The organism is Kitasatospora sp. NPDC056273, assembly GCF_042268845.1.
Classification (GTDB): domain Bacteria; phylum Actinomycetota; class Actinomycetes; order Streptomycetales; family Streptomycetaceae; genus Kitasatospora.
This window is the reverse complement of the sequence record NZ_JBHJSJ010000034.1, coordinates 1-14,590: the sequence shown is the minus strand read 5'-3', so window position 1 is coordinate 14,590 and position 14,590 is coordinate 1. Positions and strand designations below refer to the sequence as shown.

At 71.9% G+C, this 14,590-nt stretch carries 14 protein-coding genes; 6 read left to right on the top strand and 8 right to left on the bottom strand.

Annotated elements, in window-relative coordinates; translation table 11 throughout:
* The first annotated feature begins 456 nt into the window (after positions 1 to 456).
* Positions 457 to 720, top strand: coding sequence for a DUF397 domain-containing protein (locus tag ACFCY1_RS26525; RefSeq protein WP_074004386.1), 264 nt, complete (start codon positions 457 to 459; stop codon positions 718 to 720).
* A 385-nt stretch (positions 721 to 1,105) separates the two neighbouring features.
* Here ACFCY1_RS26525 and ACFCY1_RS26520 read toward each other — a convergent pair whose 3' ends face one another.
* On the bottom strand, positions 1,106 to 1,681 hold the full coding sequence (locus ACFCY1_RS26520) for an ATP-binding protein (RefSeq protein ID WP_241853036.1): 576 nt from the start codon (positions 1,679 to 1,681) through the stop codon (positions 1,106 to 1,108).
* 418 nt (positions 1,682 to 2,099) lie between these two features.
* On the opposite strand from ACFCY1_RS26520, the gene ACFCY1_RS26515 reads away from it, so the two are divergent.
* Positions 2,100 to 2,966, top strand: coding sequence for a helix-turn-helix transcriptional regulator (locus ACFCY1_RS26515; RefSeq protein WP_049650560.1), 867 nt, complete (start codon positions 2,100 to 2,102; stop codon positions 2,964 to 2,966).
* 79 nt (positions 2,967 to 3,045) lie between these two features.
* On the opposite strand, the gene ACFCY1_RS26510 is transcribed toward ACFCY1_RS26515, so the two are convergent.
* Both ACFCY1_RS26510 and ACFCY1_RS26505 read right to left on the bottom strand, forming a co-directional pair.
* Complete coding sequence (locus ACFCY1_RS26510; RefSeq protein ID WP_049650559.1) at positions 3,046 to 3,651, bottom strand: TetR/AcrR family transcriptional regulator; 606 nt, start codon at positions 3,649 to 3,651, stop codon at positions 3,046 to 3,048.
* 228 nt (positions 3,652 to 3,879) lie between these two features.
* Entirely contained in the window at positions 3,880 to 5,394 is a 1,515-nt protein-coding gene (locus tag ACFCY1_RS26505; protein WP_375876288.1) for an MFS transporter, read from the bottom strand.
* A gap of 87 nt (positions 5,395 to 5,481) precedes the next feature.
* On the opposite strand from ACFCY1_RS26505, the gene ACFCY1_RS26500 reads away from it, so the two are divergent.
* The gene (locus ACFCY1_RS26500; protein ID WP_049650557.1) at positions 5,482 to 5,916 is read left to right on the top strand and encodes a MarR family winged helix-turn-helix transcriptional regulator; all 435 of its coding nucleotides are present in this window, start codon (positions 5,482 to 5,484) and stop codon (positions 5,914 to 5,916) included.
* A 58-nt stretch (positions 5,917 to 5,974) separates the two neighbouring features.
* On the opposite strand, the gene ACFCY1_RS26495 is transcribed toward ACFCY1_RS26500, so the two are convergent.
* The 5 genes from ACFCY1_RS26495 to ACFCY1_RS26475 all read right to left on the bottom strand — a co-directional run bounded on the left by ACFCY1_RS26495 (position 5,975) and on the right by ACFCY1_RS26475 (position 10,566).
* Positions 5,975 to 6,922 carry a M56 family metallopeptidase gene (locus ACFCY1_RS26495; RefSeq protein WP_117492506.1) on the bottom strand — a complete coding sequence of 316 codons (948 nt, stop codon included), beginning with the start codon at positions 6,920 to 6,922 and terminating at the stop codon, positions 5,975 to 5,977.
* A gap of 154 nt (positions 6,923 to 7,076) precedes the next feature.
* A complete protein-coding gene (locus ACFCY1_RS26490) occupies positions 7,077 to 7,631 on the bottom strand; it encodes a DUF5134 domain-containing protein (RefSeq protein ID WP_375876287.1) in 555 nt (184 codons plus the stop codon).
* Between the two features lie 324 nt (positions 7,632 to 7,955).
* Entirely contained in the window at positions 7,956 to 8,714 is a 759-nt protein-coding gene (locus tag ACFCY1_RS26485) for an amino acid ABC transporter ATP-binding protein (protein ID WP_049650554.1), read from the bottom strand.
* Entirely contained in the window at positions 8,711 to 9,610 is a 900-nt protein-coding gene (locus ACFCY1_RS26480; protein WP_375876286.1) for an amino acid ABC transporter permease, read from the bottom strand. Before ACFCY1_RS26480 ends, ACFCY1_RS26485 begins: the two co-directional genes overlap by 4 nt.
* A 68-nt stretch (positions 9,611 to 9,678) precedes the next feature.
* Positions 9,679 to 10,566 (bottom strand): ABC transporter substrate-binding protein, encoded by an 888-nt coding sequence (locus ACFCY1_RS26475; protein WP_049650552.1) that lies wholly within the window; start codon positions 10,564 to 10,566, stop codon positions 9,679 to 9,681.
* A gap of 536 nt (positions 10,567 to 11,102) precedes the next feature.
* Between ACFCY1_RS26475 and ACFCY1_RS26470 the strand changes: the two genes are divergently transcribed.
* Genes ACFCY1_RS26470 through ACFCY1_RS26460 form a run of 3 tightly spaced genes read left to right on the top strand, consistent with a single transcriptional unit; the run spans position 11,103 to position 14,331 of the window.
* A complete protein-coding gene (locus ACFCY1_RS26470; protein ID WP_375876285.1) occupies positions 11,103 to 12,503 on the top strand; it encodes a DUF6421 family protein in 1,401 nt (466 codons plus the stop codon).
* The gene (locus ACFCY1_RS26465; RefSeq protein ID WP_079272480.1) at positions 12,500 to 13,258 is read left to right on the top strand and encodes an SDR family oxidoreductase; all 759 of its coding nucleotides are present in this window, start codon (positions 12,500 to 12,502) and stop codon (positions 13,256 to 13,258) included. The genes ACFCY1_RS26470 and ACFCY1_RS26465 overlap by 4 nt, the downstream gene beginning before the upstream one ends.
* On the top strand, positions 13,255 to 14,331 hold the full coding sequence (locus ACFCY1_RS26460) for a low specificity L-threonine aldolase (protein WP_049650550.1): 1,077 nt from the start codon (positions 13,255 to 13,257) through the stop codon (positions 14,329 to 14,331). Before ACFCY1_RS26465 ends, ACFCY1_RS26460 begins: the two co-directional genes overlap by 4 nt.
* Positions 14,332 to 14,590: the final 259 nt, after the last annotated feature.

Here is a 14,590-nt window from a genome sequence, read left to right as displayed (position 1 = left end):
GGCGCTTTGCCTACAATCCGGACATTCTTCGCCCAACCCCCGCGTGGTGGCCGGTGCTTGTCCCGACGCGATCCGAGGGGGCGGGCGTTGCACCCGGGGCGCGTGAGATGTCTCACAGCATGAGCCCGGCTTGACGGAGGGTCACGGGCGGGCGACTCCCGGCATTCGAAGATCAACATTCAGCGGGGAGGTGCTCACGGCCGGTTATCGCGGGCTCGACGATTCATCGGCTATGTCCGTTTACGTACCGTCAGGGGAAGGGCCCGTGAAGAGTTCGCGGCTGCGGGTAAAAGGCCTCGTGCACCTGCAATGTCCCGTGCTGATGCACGTGCACTGCGGCTATCATCACGTCAAGTGAGGCGTTGTGCCGGACCGGTACGGGGCCGGTCCGTTCGTTTCGGCGGTGCCGGGGGCGCCGCGCTGGACGACAACTCCGGAGCTCTTCGGGAGATTTCTATGCACGACTCGCAGGACACGCACGGCTCGTACGACACCTACAACGGGATGGCCGCCGCCGATCTCCAGGGGGTGGTCTGGCAGAAGAGCCGGCACAGCAACTCCCAGGGCAACTGCGTCGAGTTCGCGGCCCTGCCGGGCGGCGATGTGGCGATGCGCAACTCGCGGTTCCCGGACGGCCCCGCCCTCATCTACACCCGGGCCGAGATCTCCGCCCTGCTGCTGGGGGCGAAGGACGGGGAGTTCGACCACCTGGCGGTCTGACCGGCCGCCGTGCTCCATCATCGGGGGGCCGTCGTGGGTGCCGACACCACGACGGCCTTTGTCTTTGTCTCCTCCGGATGTCTTCGCTCCGGAGGCCTCTCCCGGATCCGTCCGGCCGCCCGGCCCGCCCGGCCGCGCTGAGCCGCTCGCGGTTCCGTGGTGCCGGAGGCTCTCGACGGGGCCTGCTGGAAGCGCCCGGGGTGCGGTCCTCCCGGGGTGTCCGTCGACCGGCCGCGCGCCGTCCGGCGCGGGGTCCGTCCCGAAGGCAGGGCTCCTCCGGAGCGCAGGGCCTGTCCCGGGGTCAGGGCTCGTCCGGAACGCCGGGCCCGCTCGGAGCACGGGGCCCGCTGGGAGTACAGGACCCGCTCGGAGCGCGGGGCCCGTCCTAGGCCGAGCGCCGATGCCGTCCGCCGACGTCGACGGGACCGTCGAGCGGTGAGCGGCCGCCGAGCCCGGGGTGTCCGTCCAGCGGGGAACCGCCGACCGACTCGGCCTCGAACATCGCCCAGACCACCTTGCCGCTGCCCAGCGGGTGCCAGCCCCAGGAGCGGCTGAACGACTCCACCAGGTGCAGCCCGCGGCCCGATTCGGCGACGAAGTCGGCCTCCCGGGCGACCGGGCCGGTGCTGCTCGGATCGCTCACCGCGCAGACCACCTGGGGTGCGCGGTGCACCAGGCTTATTCGGATCGGCAGCCGGCCGTCCGCGGTCGGCTTCATGGGAAAGTCGTACTCGCCCAGGGCGCCGCCCGACGGGTCGGGCCGTGCGCCGATCGCATGCCGGAGCGCGTTGGTCACGAGTTCCGAGGCCACCAGCGCGACGTCGTCGAACAGTTCCGTCAGGCCCCAGAGCTGGAGCGTGCTCCGAGCGAAGTCCCGCGCGGTTCTGACGGCTTCGAAGCGAGGAGCGAGCGTACAGGTGACCACATGGGGGTCAACCGCCAAAGCCGTACCGGTGCTCATGAAGAGCTCCTCCCATAAGGGGGCGGACACGGCTGGACCCGCCGGGGTCATGCCGGTCACCTCCGACTCGCTCGGCCGCTCGGCCGCCCCCTCGACCAGGCGCGCGCGCACTCGAACGCCCGATGACGCGGGGGACGCCGTCGGGTCGGTGCACGGAGTCGCGCGTGGGGTCGACGCGGAGCCCGCGGGATTGCCAGGGATGTGCAGGTGCACGTGCACCATGGTGGTGTGCGCTCACTGCAGATGCAAGAGTCGATTCACGTGCAGTCGCACTATTGGCATATGCAAGCGCCGAATGCACGTGCATCCTGGTGCGTGGAGTGCAGAACTGATAGGAACATCCGTCAGTATCGGCACCGTGAGCGCTCAACTGATGGCAGACTGTGCGCTGTTTGCCCTAGGTGGAGGTTTCGACCGCATGACCACAGTTCAGCCGGGCGGCGGCTCGATGGTCCGCCGGATCCTCCTCGGCTCGCAGCTGCGCCGCCTGCGTGAGGCGCGCGGCATCACCCGCGAGGACGCGGGCTACGCGATCCGGGCCTCCGAGTCCAAGATCAGCCGCATGGAACTCGGCCGCGTCAGCTTCAAGGAGCGCGACGTCGCCGACCTGCTCAGCCTGTACGGCGTGGACGACGGCATCGAGCGGGAAGCCCTGCTCGGCCTCGTCCGCGAGGCCAACAAGTCCGGCTGGTGGCACAGCTTCAACGACGTGCTGCCGGGCTGGTTCCAGACCTACGTCGGCCTGGAGGAGGCCGCCCAGCTCATCCGCACCTACGAGGTGCAGTTCATCCCCGGACTGCTGCAGTCCGAGGAGTACGCACGGGCGGTTTTCGGCCAGAGTCGGCCGGTCATCAGCGAGGAGGAGGTCGAACGGCGGGTCAGCCTCCGGCTGCGCCGTCAGAAACTGCTGACCGAGGGGGCCAGCCCGCGCCTGTGGGCGGTCATCGACGAGGCCGCGCTGCGCCGGCCGGTCGGCGGGCCCCAGGTGATGCGCGGTCAGGTGCAGTACCTGATCGACGTCGCCGAGCAGGCCAACGTGGTGATCCAGGTCATGCCGTTCCGGTTCGGCGCGCACGCGGGCGAGTCCGGGGCGTTCACGATCCTGCGCTTCCCGGAGCAGGACCTCGCGGACGTGGTCTACCTGGAGCAGCTCACCAGCGCGCTCTACCTGGACAAGCGCGACGACGTCGACGCCTACATCCAGGTCATGGAGCGGCTCTGCGTGGACAGTCTCACGCCGGAGCGCACGATAGACCTGCTCGCCTCGATCCTGAAGGAACGCTGAGCCGCTGCCGTCCGGGGCCTGTGAGATCCCTCCCTCGCGAGGCCCCCGGCAGTCGGTCCGCCAGGCCGCCCACCCGCCGTCAGTCGCGGGCCGGCGGCCTCTCGCGTTCCGGCGGGGACGGTTGCGGCGGGCGGCCCAGCTCCCAGGCCAGGTCGTAGCGGCGGAAGAGGTCGGCCCGGATCGGCGCCAGCGGGATCTCGGCGCCCGGCAGCAGCACCCCGATGCAGCCGCCCATCAGCGCACTGCGCAGGACGGCGTGCTCGGCGACCGGGTCGGGCGCGCCCCAGTCGAGCAGCAGGCCCTGGAGCAGGGCCCCGAGCTGCTGCTGCTCCGGGTCCTGGACGAAGGCGCCGGTGTCCGGGTCGAGGATCAGCGCCAGGTGCGAGCGCATCACCCGGGGGTGGTCCAGCGCCAGCCCGAGGACGGTGTCGATCGCCCGGGCCAGCCGCGCGTTCGGCGAGGAACCGGGTGCCAGTTCCGCCAGGGCGCAGGCCAGCGACTGGTGCATCATCCGGTGCGTCGCGGACTGCATCAGCAGCCGTTTGCCGTCGAAGTAGTACGAGAGCAGCCCGCGGGCGAGTCCGGCCCGCTCGGCGATGTCCGTCAGCGTGGTGCCCGCGTATCCGCGTTGGTCAACCAGCTCGACGGTGGCCCGCATGATGCGTCGGCGGGAGCGTTGCCGCATCTCCTCATTGACCGAATCCCCGCGAGGTGCCATCGTGTCTGCTCCGAACGTTCGTTGGCTGCGAGCCAATATACTTGCGGAGCCGACAGCCGCACCGAGGAACCGTGCCCCGAGGGGCGCTGCCCGGGCGGCCGGCACGAAGACGGCCGGCTCCACCAACACGGGGGTTTGGTGGAGCCGGCGCCACGGCCCGACGGCCCGGAGATCGGCCGCGGGCGGGGCCCGGGGTCAGCGCTCGGTCAGGACTTCGGCGCGGGCCGCGGTCGACCCGGCTGATGAGTAATCATAATCCGGCACCGGCGCGGGAGTTGAGGCGCGGCGCCGGTCCACCAGGGCGCCCGCCGCCGCGACCACCAGGCCGACCAGGGCGACCATCGTGACGAACAGCAGCGCCGGCCGGTAGCCGTCCAGCTGGGCCTGTGGGCTGTCGCCGCCCGCGCTGCCGGCCGTGATCATCGCGGTCGCTCCGGCCAGGACCACCGCGGTGCCGACCTGGATCGCGGTGTTCACCAGGCCCGAGGCCAGGCCCTGCTCCTCGTCGCCCACGCCGTCGGTGGCGGCGATGTTCACCGAGGGGAAGGCGAAGGCGAAGCCCACGCCGAGCAGCAGCATCGAGGGCAGCACCAGGCCGGGGTACGAGCTGTGCTCGTCCAGCCGCAGGAACAGCGCGAAGGCGGCGACCAGCGAGAGCAGGCCGATCGGCAGCAGCCGCCCGGTGCCGAAGCGGTCCACGATCGGGCCCATGAAGGGTGCCGAGAGCGCGATGAGGGCCGCGGCGGGGAGCAGGCCGAGGGCCATCTCCAGGGCCGACCAGCCGAGCAGGTGCTGGAGGTAGAGGGTGACCACGAACTGGAAGCCGCCGTAGGCGCCGGTCATCGCGAAGGCGACCACGTTGGCCCGGGCGACCGAACCGTTGCGGAAGATGCCGAGCCGGACCAGCGGGTGCGCGGCGCGGCTCTCCACCCGCAGGAAGGCGGCGGCCAGCAGGGCGACGACGAGCATCGAGCCGAGCGTGCGCGCGCTCAGCCAGCCGGCGCCCTGGGCCTCGGTGACGGTGAAGACCAGCAGCAGAACGGTCGCGGTGCCGGTGATCGCGCCCAGCGCGTCGTAGCCGCCCTTGGCGCGCTCCTCGACCGGGCGGGGGAGCAGCCGGACGGCGAAGACCAGCGCGAGCAGTGCGACCGGGACGGGCATCAGGAAGGTCCAGCGCCAGCCGACCGAGGTGAGCAGGCCGCTGAGCACCAGGCCGAGCGAGAAGCCGCTGGCGCCGCAGGTGGTGTAGATCGACAGGGCGCGGTTGCGGGCCGGGCCCTCCGCGAAGGTCGTGGTGATGATCGACAGGCCGGCCGGGGCGGTGAAGGCGGCGCTGACGCCCTTGAGGAAGCGGGCCGCGATCAGCAGGCCGCCGTCGTCGACCAGGCCGCCGACCAGTGAGGCGGCGGCGAAGACGCCCAGGGCGACCAGGAACACCCGGCGGCGGCCGAGCAGGTCGGCGGCGCGTCCGCCGAGCAGCAGCAGACCGCCGTAACCGAGCACGTAGCCGGAGACCACCCACTGCAGGGTGGAGGTGGACAGGTGCAGGTCGGAGCCGATGGACGGGAGGGCGACGCCCACCATGGAGACGTCCAGGGCGTCCAGGAACATGGCGGCGCAGAGCACGATCAGGGTGCCCCAGAGGCGGGGAGTCCAGTGCGGCCCGCTGGTTGACGGGGCATCGGGTGATGGGACGGTCGCGGTGGTCATGGGGAGGACAGTACATGCACATGCATTCAATGCAAGTGAATTAGATGTGAACGCAATAATTGTCGATGCACGTGCTAGGGTGGCGGCGTGGCTGAACTCGACTCCCCGGCGGAGACCGGTCTCGTCGCGCAGTGGCGCGAGCTGCTGGCCCGGCACGCTGCCGCTGCCTGCATGCTCGACCGCGAGCTGGGCGACCGGTACGGGCTGGGCATGAGCGAGTTCGAGGTGCTGGAGCGCCTCGTCGAGGAGTGCGGGGGCGGCGGCGGGCCCGCGGTGCGGGTGAGCGAGCTGGCCCACACCGTCCACCTGAGTCAGAGCGCGCTCTCCCGGCTGATCGCCCGCCTGGAGAAGGCCGGACTGGTCACCCGGGCGATGTGCGAGAGCGACCGGCGGGGCGTCGTGCTCACCCTCACCGAGGCCGGGCGGGAACGGTACGAGCAGGCCAGGCCGCTCCACCGCCAGGTGCTGGAGCTGACCCTCGGCGGCGGACTCGGGCCGGCCTGCGGATCGTCCACCGACTGACGGATCGGCTTTCCGGCTGACGGAACGTCAAGAACCCCTGGCTGACGCCGGGTTGGCCTCAGAGTAGCGAGTGCAGCCCCGGTGCGGCGGCCAGCAGGACGACCACGGCGGGCGCGGCGAGCGCCCCGACGGTGAGCCGCAGCCGGTGCGGGACGGAGAGCCGCGGACGGCCCGCGAGCAGCCGGTCGACCCGCTTCGGGGACTGTGCCAGGCCGGGCGGACAGGAGCCGAACACCCCGCGGTCCAGGTTGAGTTCGGCCAGCGCGAGGGCGGTGGTGTGCCGACCGTGCCGACGGGCGGCCCGGTCGTCGGCGGCCAGCTCGACCAGCTCCGCCACCTGGTCCCGGAAGGCGCTGAACACGCCGACCCCGGGGAAGCCGGAGGCGAGCGCCTGGGCGAACTGCTGGAGCCAGTGGTGCCGGGCCCGGACGTGGCCGCGCTCATGGCTCAGCACGGCCGCCAGCTCCCGGTCGGTCAGCTGCCGGAGGGCGCCGGTGGTGACCACCAGCCGGGAGTCCGGTCCGGGCAGCGACCATGCCTCCGGGCGGACGTTCTCCAGGACCACCAGCCGCTCCCGGCGGCTCCGGTCGCTCTCGATGCTGTCCGGCAACTCGGGTGCGCGGGTGGCCAGTTGGGCGTGCCGGCGATTGCGCAGCGCCTTGGCCGTGCGGACCTCGCGGGTGAGTGCCAGCACCGTCTGCACCCCGCCCGCGGCCAGTGCCGCGGCGCACAGCCGGCCCCAGCCCTCGGCCTCCTGGAGGCCGTACGCCGCCTCCACACCGTGCGGCGCGCCGCGGAACAGCAGCGCGCGCAGCTCCGGCAGGGCGGCGGAGGCCGCCAGGAGGAGGCCCAGCGCACAGCAGAGCAGGACGGCCACCACCAGGCACTGCCACACCAGCAGTGCCAGCACCGGTTCGCGCTCCGCCCAGCGGGCCCGGGCCAGCAGCCGGGGCGCGACGGTCGAGAGCAGCAGGCCGAGCAGCAGCAGGCCGATCAGGGCAGGCATCGATGGGCTCCCCGAGTACGCACGGAACGCGACAACGCGCTCCCCGCCAACCTATGCGCTGGCGACGTCCGGTGGAACGGCTTTCGTCCGGCCAGTGACCAACGCCACGCCCGGACGGGGGCCTTGGGGTGCCGGAGGTCGTGGCGTGCGGCCGTCACATGGTCAGGAGCATGGCGAACATGCCGATCCCCATGGTGAGTCGGCAGGCCTGCGGCAGACCGGCGGTGCCGACCGCGAGGGCGCCCGCCGGGGTGCGCAGCAGCCGGCTGCCGGTCCAGAGGGTGTACCCGCCGAAGTAGAGGAGGAGCGCCCCGGTCAGCGCCGGAAGGCCCAGGGCGGCGGCCTGGTGGTGCCCGTGGCCGGAGGCGCCGGCCATCGCGAGGGCCATGTACGTCATGGCGAGCGCGCCGACCGCGTGGTGCAGGCGGTGCGCCCGCCCGGCCGGGGCGTGGACGGCGGCGAGCAGGAAGGCGGCGGCGGGGAGGCCGAAGAGCCCGGCCCAGACGGCGGCCGGGACGGTGGCGCCGGTGACGGCCATCGCGGCCATGCCGAGCCCCATCAGGGCCTCGGCGGCGTCGGACTCGCGGGCGAGCGGCCGGTGTGCGCCGCCCGGGGCGCAGGGGGAGTGGCGCAGCCGGGTCAGGCAGGAGGTGCCCGCGCCGGCGGCGAGGAGGGCGAGGAGCCAGTTGACCAGGGCGGGTCCGTGCAACGGCGGCCTCCCAGGGCGGTGGGCGACGGGGCGGCGGGCGGCGAACAGATGACAACGGACAGCGGTCAGCGAACAGATGATGAAATCTGTCGGCTGTCAGTTGTCACCCGTCGGCTGTCGCCCGTGCGCCGCCCCCGTGCGCGGCGACGGACATCCGGTCCACGATCACCGCACCCGGCCGGGCGTGGCCAGGGCGCGTACGGGGGCGCACAGTGGTGCCCGTCCTCGCGAAAGCCCTGGCCGCACGCCTGTCGCACGCCCACCGCACGCCTCGTGGCAAACCCCGGCCGCATAGTGCGGTACCCGCCGGCCGGGCGTGCCCGCTCAGCCCTGGAGCCGCCCCGAGGCGACCACCCGGCTGAGGAATTGCCGGGTGCGCTCCTCCCGCGGGTCGCCGAACACCTGCTCCGGCGGCCCCTGTTCGAGCACCACCCCGCCGTCCAGGAAGCAGACCCGGTCGGCGACCTCGCGGGCGAAGCCCATCTCGTGGGTGGAGAGGACCATCGTCATCCCCTGCTCCTTGAGGTCCCGCACCACCGACAGCACCTCGCCGACCAGCACCGGGTCGAGCGCCGCGGTGATCTCGTCCAGGAGCAGCAGCCGCGGCCCGGTGGCCAGCGCGCGCACGATGGCGACCCGCTGTTGCTGCCCGCCGGACAGCCGGTCCGGGTACTCCTTCGCCTTGGCCGCCAGCCCGAGCCGGTCGAGCAGTTCCAGCGCCCGCGCCTCCGCCTCGGCCCGGGCGACCCGGTGCACCCGGCGCGGCGCGAGCGTGATGTTCTCCAGCACCGTCAGATGCGGGAACAGGTTGTACGACTGGAACACCACGCCGATCCGGCGCCGTACGGCGTCCTCGTCCGCGCGCGGATCGGTGATCTCCTCACCGTCCAGGAAGATCGCCCCGTCGTCGATCCCCTCCAGCAGGTTGACGCAGCGCATCAGCGTGGACTTGCCGGAGCCGGACGCCCCGATCAGCGCCGTCACCGAGTGCTCGGCCACGGCGAGGTCCACGTCGCGCAGCACCACCTGGTCGCCGAAGGTCTTGCGCACCGACTCCAGCCGGAGCACCTCGCTCGACGTCACACCGCACCTCCCTGCAGCTGACGGCGGGTCATCCGGGTGGTCAGCCAGTCGGCGAACCGGGTCAACGGAATGGTCAGCACGATGAACACCAGCCCCGCCACCAGGTACGGCGTGAAGTTGAAGGACCGGGCCGCGATGATCTTCGCCGCGTACACCGCGTCGATCGCCCCGCCGATCGAGACCAGCCCGGTGTCCTTCTGGAGGCTCACCAGGTTGTTGAGCAGCGGCGGCACCACCCGGCGGACGGCCTGGGGCAGCACCACGTACCGCATCGCCTGCGCGTTGGTCAGCCCCAGCGACCGGGCCGCGGCGCGCTGGCTCGGGTGCACCGACTCGATGCCGGAGCGGAACACCTCGGAGACGTACGCCGAGTACGTCAGCACCAGCGCGGCCCCGCCCAGCAGCAGCGGATCGGTGGTCACCCCGGTCAGCCGCAGCGCCGGCACCCCGGTGATCATCACCAGCAGGCAGATGATCATCGGCAGCCCGAGGAAGAAGTCCACGTACGCGGTGGCCAGCAGCCGCACCGGCAGGAAGACCGGCCCGCGCAGCGTCCGCAGCACCGCCAGCAGCAGCCCGAACACCAGGATCAGCGCCCCGCAGCCGAGCATCAGCTCCAGGTTCAGCCGCAGCCCCTTCAGCACCTCGGGCAGTGCCTGGCGGGCGTAGTCGAGGTTGAAGAAGGTCCGCCGGGTCACCTCCCAGCCGGGGGAGTTGACGACCAGCAGGTAGAGCACGACGGCCGTCGCCAGGGTCGACGCGGTGGCGATCAGCGCCGAGCGGCGGGCCCGGGAGCGCCGGTAGGCCTCGTGCGCCAGCCGCCGCTCGGACGGGCGGTAGCCGTCCTCCGCGGCAGGCGTCCCGGTCCGCGCCGCCGGGGCCTTGGCGAGGTCCACCGAGCCCTCCCGGCCCGACGATTCCCCGCCCGACGACTCCCCGCTCGGCCGGGGGCCCAGGTCAGCACTCACTTCAGCACCGGTGCCGAGACGGCGTCGGAGAGCCACTGCTTCTCCAGCTTCGCCAGCGTGCCGTCGGCGCGCAGCGCGTCCACCGCCTGGGAGACGCAGCCGGTCAGCTTGGAGCCCTTGTCCAGCACCAGGCCGAACTGCTCGGCCCGCGAGGACACCTCGAACTGGCCGACCACCTGGGCCTCCGGCACCTCGGCGCCGGTGATGTAGAAGGCGGTCGGCAGGTCCACCACCAGCGCTTCGATCTGGCCGTTCTTCAGCGCCGCCTTGGCCAGGTCGTTGGAGTCGAAGACGGCCGGCTGGGTGCTCGGCTTGATGGTGTCGGTGATGGTGTCCAGGCTCGTGGTGCCGACCTGCGCGCCGAGCTTGGCGCCCTTGAGGTCGGCGATGCTCCTGGCCCCCGCCGCCTTGGAGTTCTTCAGTGCGATGACGGTCTGGCGCACGTCGTAGTAACCGGAGGAGAAGTCCACCGCTTGCTTGCGTTCGTCGCTGACGGACACCTGGTTGATGTCGAAGTCGAAGTCCTTGGCACCCGGGGAGGTCGCCTTGTTGAACGGCGCCACCACCCAGCTGACCTTCTCCTTCGGGTAGCCGAGCTTCTCGGCGACCGCGTAGGCCACGGCGGACTCGAAGCCCTTGCCGTTCTCCGGCTTGTCCTCGGTGAACCACGGGTCGTACGCGGGCTTGTCGGTGCCGACGGTCAGCGTCCCGGCGGTACGCGTGGCCAGCGCCCCCGGCGCGCAGCCCGCCGCCGACCCGGCCGCGCCCGAGGCGCCCGGGGCGGCGTCGGACTTCGAGTCCTGCGGCGCGCAGGCGGTCAGCACGGCCGCGGCGGCGACCAGCGCGGCGATGGGCAGTACGGCGGACGGCTTGCGGAGGGTCATGACGGGGCTCCAGGGAAAGGACCGGCGGGACGGAAGGAAGGTGAGGGGCACGGGAGGGCGCGACGGGCGGCCCGCATCCCGGCGGGTCACTTCCCCCCGGTGGCGGCGCCGGAACACAGGCGGCATGGTCGGCGTACGGGCCCGCGTCCGCGGCGCCCCCCGAGCCGGACCGGCGGCAGCCGGGTCGGCGGCAGGCCGGTCAACAACAGCGGCGACAGCGGCAGCAGAGGCCGCGCGCGCGACAGCGACAGCGACAGCAGACGTGCCGACGGGAGGGCGCCCGGAACGGGCTGTCGTGGCGTACGGCCACCGTGATCACCGCCGGGAGCATGCGGGGAGGTTCGCATCAGAACGGCGCATCTGTCCAGAACATCCAGATCACTGTCCACATGCCGGACAACCCGCCCCCCGCCGAAGGTTTCCGCGCCGGAGCGGTGGTGCGCCGGAGCTTTGCCCGTCCGGCCCCCCTTGAACGGGAGAACCTTTCGTACTTATGGTGTTCCCGTTGAAATAACTCCTGTCGAAGTGAGTCCACGATGCAGAATCTTTCGCCATGGCTCGCTGTGGCGGCCGACGCCCCGGTCTCGACCCTCGCCGGCCACCCGGCCTGGCTGCGCCTGAAGGAGGCCGTCGAGACGCTGCGCCCGCTCCAGTCGAAGGACGGCTCGATCGACCTGGCCGCCGTCCAGCGGCACACGGTCGACCCGCTGGTCGCGACCGTCCGCGCCGCCGTCCAGGAGCTCGCTCCGAACTTCCCGCACGACGCCGCCTACCTGGCCGCCGTCGACGCGGACCTCGCCAAGTGGGCCGACACCGGCTACCGCGAGCCCGACTTCCTGGACTCGCTCCTCGCCTTCCAGCCCGCCGCCCAGCGCGAGGACGGGCTGGAGCACCTGGTCGTCTTCCCGATGTACACCCAGAACGGCAACCCGGACCGCAACCTGGAAGCCGTCCTGCTGAGCGTCGTGTGGCCCGACTGGCTGGCCGAGCTGGAGCGCACCCGCTTCGACAACCCGATGTTCGTGCCGATCACCTTCACGGACTTCACCGCCGGCTACGACACCAACTCCGCCGTGCTCTTCCCCGAGACGGTCTCCGTGCGCAAGGCGCCGGAACGATTCACCTGGGGCGGCATCTTCTGCGACCGCGAGGCCGCGCGCTTCCGCGCCGTCACCACCAGCGCCGTCCAGCAGCTCGGCCTGGAGATCCCGGCCGACGCCGAGGGCCTGCTCCAGGACCAGCAGCGCGCGCAGGAGACCTTCGTCCTGTGGGACCTGGTCCACGACCGCACCCACAGCCACGGCGACCTGCCGTTCGACCCCTTCATGATCAAGCAGCGCAGCCCGTTCTGGATGTACGGCCTGGAGGAGCTCCGCTGCGACCTCACCACCTTCAAGGAGGCGGTGCAGCTGGAGACCGAGGGCAACCCGCACGCCCGCGACGTCCAGTACGCGGTCCTCTTCGACCGCCTGTTCCGCTTCCCGGTCTCCGGCGACCGGGTGCGCAACTACGACGGCCTCGGCGGCCAGCTGCTCTTCGCCTACCTGCACAAGCACGACGCGCTGCGCTGGCGCGACAACCGCCTCAGCATCGACTGGGAGCGCGCCCAGCAGGTCACCAACGCGCTCTGCGCCGAGATCGAGACCCTCTACCGCGACGGCATCGACCGGCCGAAGCCGGCCCACTGGATCGCCGCGTACGAGCTGGTCTCCCGCTACCTCACCCCGCACCCGGCCTCCACCTGGGCGAAGGGCTCCGAGGCCCTGCCGCTCGACATCACCGACGGCAAGGCCCTCAACAAGGCCCTCTGCGACGCCGTGCTCCCGGACGAGTTCCCGCTGAGCATGTTCTACGAGGCCCTCAACAAGAAGCTGAGCGGCGTCATCGCCGCCACCGCCGGCATCACCGGCGCCGGGATCCAGGGAGCCGCCGCGTGACCACCTCCACCAACGCCCCGCTGGCCGGCAAGGTCATCGCCGTCGCCGGAGCCAGCGGCCCGGCCGGCCGCGCCGTGCTGCGCCGCCTCACCGCCGACGGCGCCACCGTGATCGGCGCCGACATCGACGCCCAGCGCCTGGAGTCCGCGCTGGACGCCACCCGGGTGGCCGTCCGCGGGGCCAAGGTCAGCGGCCAGGTGATCGACCTGCTCGACCCGCAGGAGGTCCACGACTGGGCCGACCACCTGGAGTCCGAGCACGGCCACGTCGACGGCCTGTTCCACCTGGTCGGCGGCTGGCGCGGCGGCAAGACCTTCTTCGACACCCGGCTGGACGACTGGGACTTCCTGCACGACACCGTCGTGCGCACCCTCCAGCACACCTCGCTGGCCTTCCAGCCCGCGCTGGTCCGCAGCACCGCCGGCCGCTACGCGATGATCTCCGCCGCGGCCGCGCACAAGCCCACCGCCGGCGGCGCCGCCTACGCGGCCGCCAAGGCCGCCACCGAGGCGTGGACCCTCGCCATGGCCGACTCCTTCAAGAAGGAGACCACCGCCCCCGACGGCGAGCCCACCGCGGCGGCTGCGATCCTGGTCATCAAGGCGCTGGTCAGTCCCGAAATGCGGGCCGAGAAGCCGGAGGCGAAGTTCGCCGGCTTCACCGACACCGCCGACCTCGCCGGACACCTGGCGGGCCTCTGGGACCGCCCCGCAGCAGAACTGAACGGACAGCACCTGTGGCTGACAGCCCGATGACCGACCTCACCCGTACGGACGCGGTACGGCGGCACGACCCCGCCGTCCGCGGCTTCGCCAGCGACAACTACGCCGGCGTGCACCCGGAGGTCCTCGCCGCGATAGCCCTCGCCAACGGCGGCCACCAGATCGCCTACGGCGAGGACGACTACACGGCCCACCTCCAGGACGTCTTCCGCCGCCACTTCGGCGACAAGGCCGAGGCCTACCCCGTCTTCAACGGCACCGGCGCCAACGTGGTCGCCCTCCAGGCCCTGCTCCCGCGCTGGGGCGCGGTGGTCTGCGCCGAGTCCGCCCACATCCACGTGGACGAGGGCGGCGCCCCGGAGAAGATGGGCGGCATCAAGCTGCTCACCGTCCCCACCCCGGACGGCAAGCTCACCCCCGAGCTGCTCGACCAGCAGGCCTGGGGCTTCGGCGACGAGCACCGCGCGCAGCCGCTCGCGGTCTCCATCACCCAGAGCACCGAGCTCGGCACCCTCTACACCGCCGACGAGATCCGCGCGATCACCGAGCACGCCCACCAGCTGGGCATGCTCGTCCACGTGGACGGCTCCCGCCTGGCCAACGCCGCCGCCTCGCTCGGCCAGCCGCTGCGCGCCTTCACCACCGACGTGGGCGTCGACGTGCTCTCCTTCGGCGGGACGAAGAACGGCCTGCTGTTCGGCGAGGTCGTGGTGGTGCTCAACCCGGAGCGGGTTCGCAACATCACGTACCTGCGCAAGACCTCGATGCAGCTCGCCTCGAAGATGCGCTTCGTCTCGGTCCAGTTCGAGGCCCTGCTCTCCGGCGACCTCTACCTGCGCAACGCCGGCCACGCCAACGCGATGGCCAGCCGCCTGGAGGCCGCGGTCCGGAAGATCGACGGCGTCGAGGTGGTCCGCCCGGCCCAGGCGAACGCGGTGTTCGCGATCCTCCCGCGCGAGGTGAGCGAGCGGCTCCAGAAGCGCTACCGCTTCTACTTCTGGAACGAGCACACCGGCGAGGTCCGCTGGATGTGCGCCTTCGACACCACGGAGGCCGACATCGACGCCTTCGCGGCGGCCATCGCCGAGGAGATGGGCCGCGCCTGACGGTGCTCGAACGACGGATCGTCCCGTCCCGCGACAGCGGGGCGGGACGATTTGCATGTGGCGGGCCGGTGCCCGTACAGTTCCGGAGTCGCCGCGGGAGACCGGGGCGGCAAAGCGGAAAGCGAATCCGATGAATGAAACTCCGGAAAACGGAGCGGAAAGCGTCTGATAAGCTGGAAACACGAAAGAACGAAGCCCGGAGGGTCCGCTGGAAGGCGGTCCGAAGGAAGCGTCCGTTCCTTGAGAACTCAACAGCGTG

Bases quoted from the DNA above. Each gene is read 5' to 3' on its own strand.
- ACFCY1_RS26525 (WP_074004386.1), top strand. From the start codon at position 457: ATGCACGACTCGCAGGACACGCACGGCTCGTACGACACCTACAACGGG.
- ACFCY1_RS26520 (WP_241853036.1), bottom strand. From the start codon at position 1,681: ATGAGCACCGGTACGGCTTTGGCGGTTGACCCCCATGTGGTCACCTGT.
- ACFCY1_RS26515 (WP_049650560.1), top strand. From the start codon at position 2,100: ATGACCACAGTTCAGCCGGGCGGCGGCTCGATGGTCCGCCGGATCCTC.
- ACFCY1_RS26510 (WP_049650559.1), bottom strand. From the start codon at position 3,651: ATGCGGCAACGCTCCCGCCGACGCATCATGCGGGCCACCGTCGAGCTG.
- ACFCY1_RS26505 (WP_375876288.1), bottom strand. From the start codon at position 5,394: ATGACCACCGCGACCGTCCCATCACCCGATGCCCCGTCAACCAGCGGG.
- ACFCY1_RS26495 (WP_117492506.1), bottom strand. From the start codon at position 6,922: ATGCCTGCCCTGATCGGCCTGCTGCTGCTCGGCCTGCTGCTCTCGACC.
- ACFCY1_RS26475 (WP_049650552.1), bottom strand. From the start codon at position 10,566: ATGACCCTCCGCAAGCCGTCCGCCGTACTGCCCATCGCCGCGCTGGTC.
- ACFCY1_RS26470 (WP_375876285.1), top strand. From the start codon at position 11,103: ATGCAGAATCTTTCGCCATGGCTCGCTGTGGCGGCCGACGCCCCGGTC.
- ACFCY1_RS26460 (WP_049650550.1), top strand. From the start codon at position 13,255: ATGACCGACCTCACCCGTACGGACGCGGTACGGCGGCACGACCCCGCC.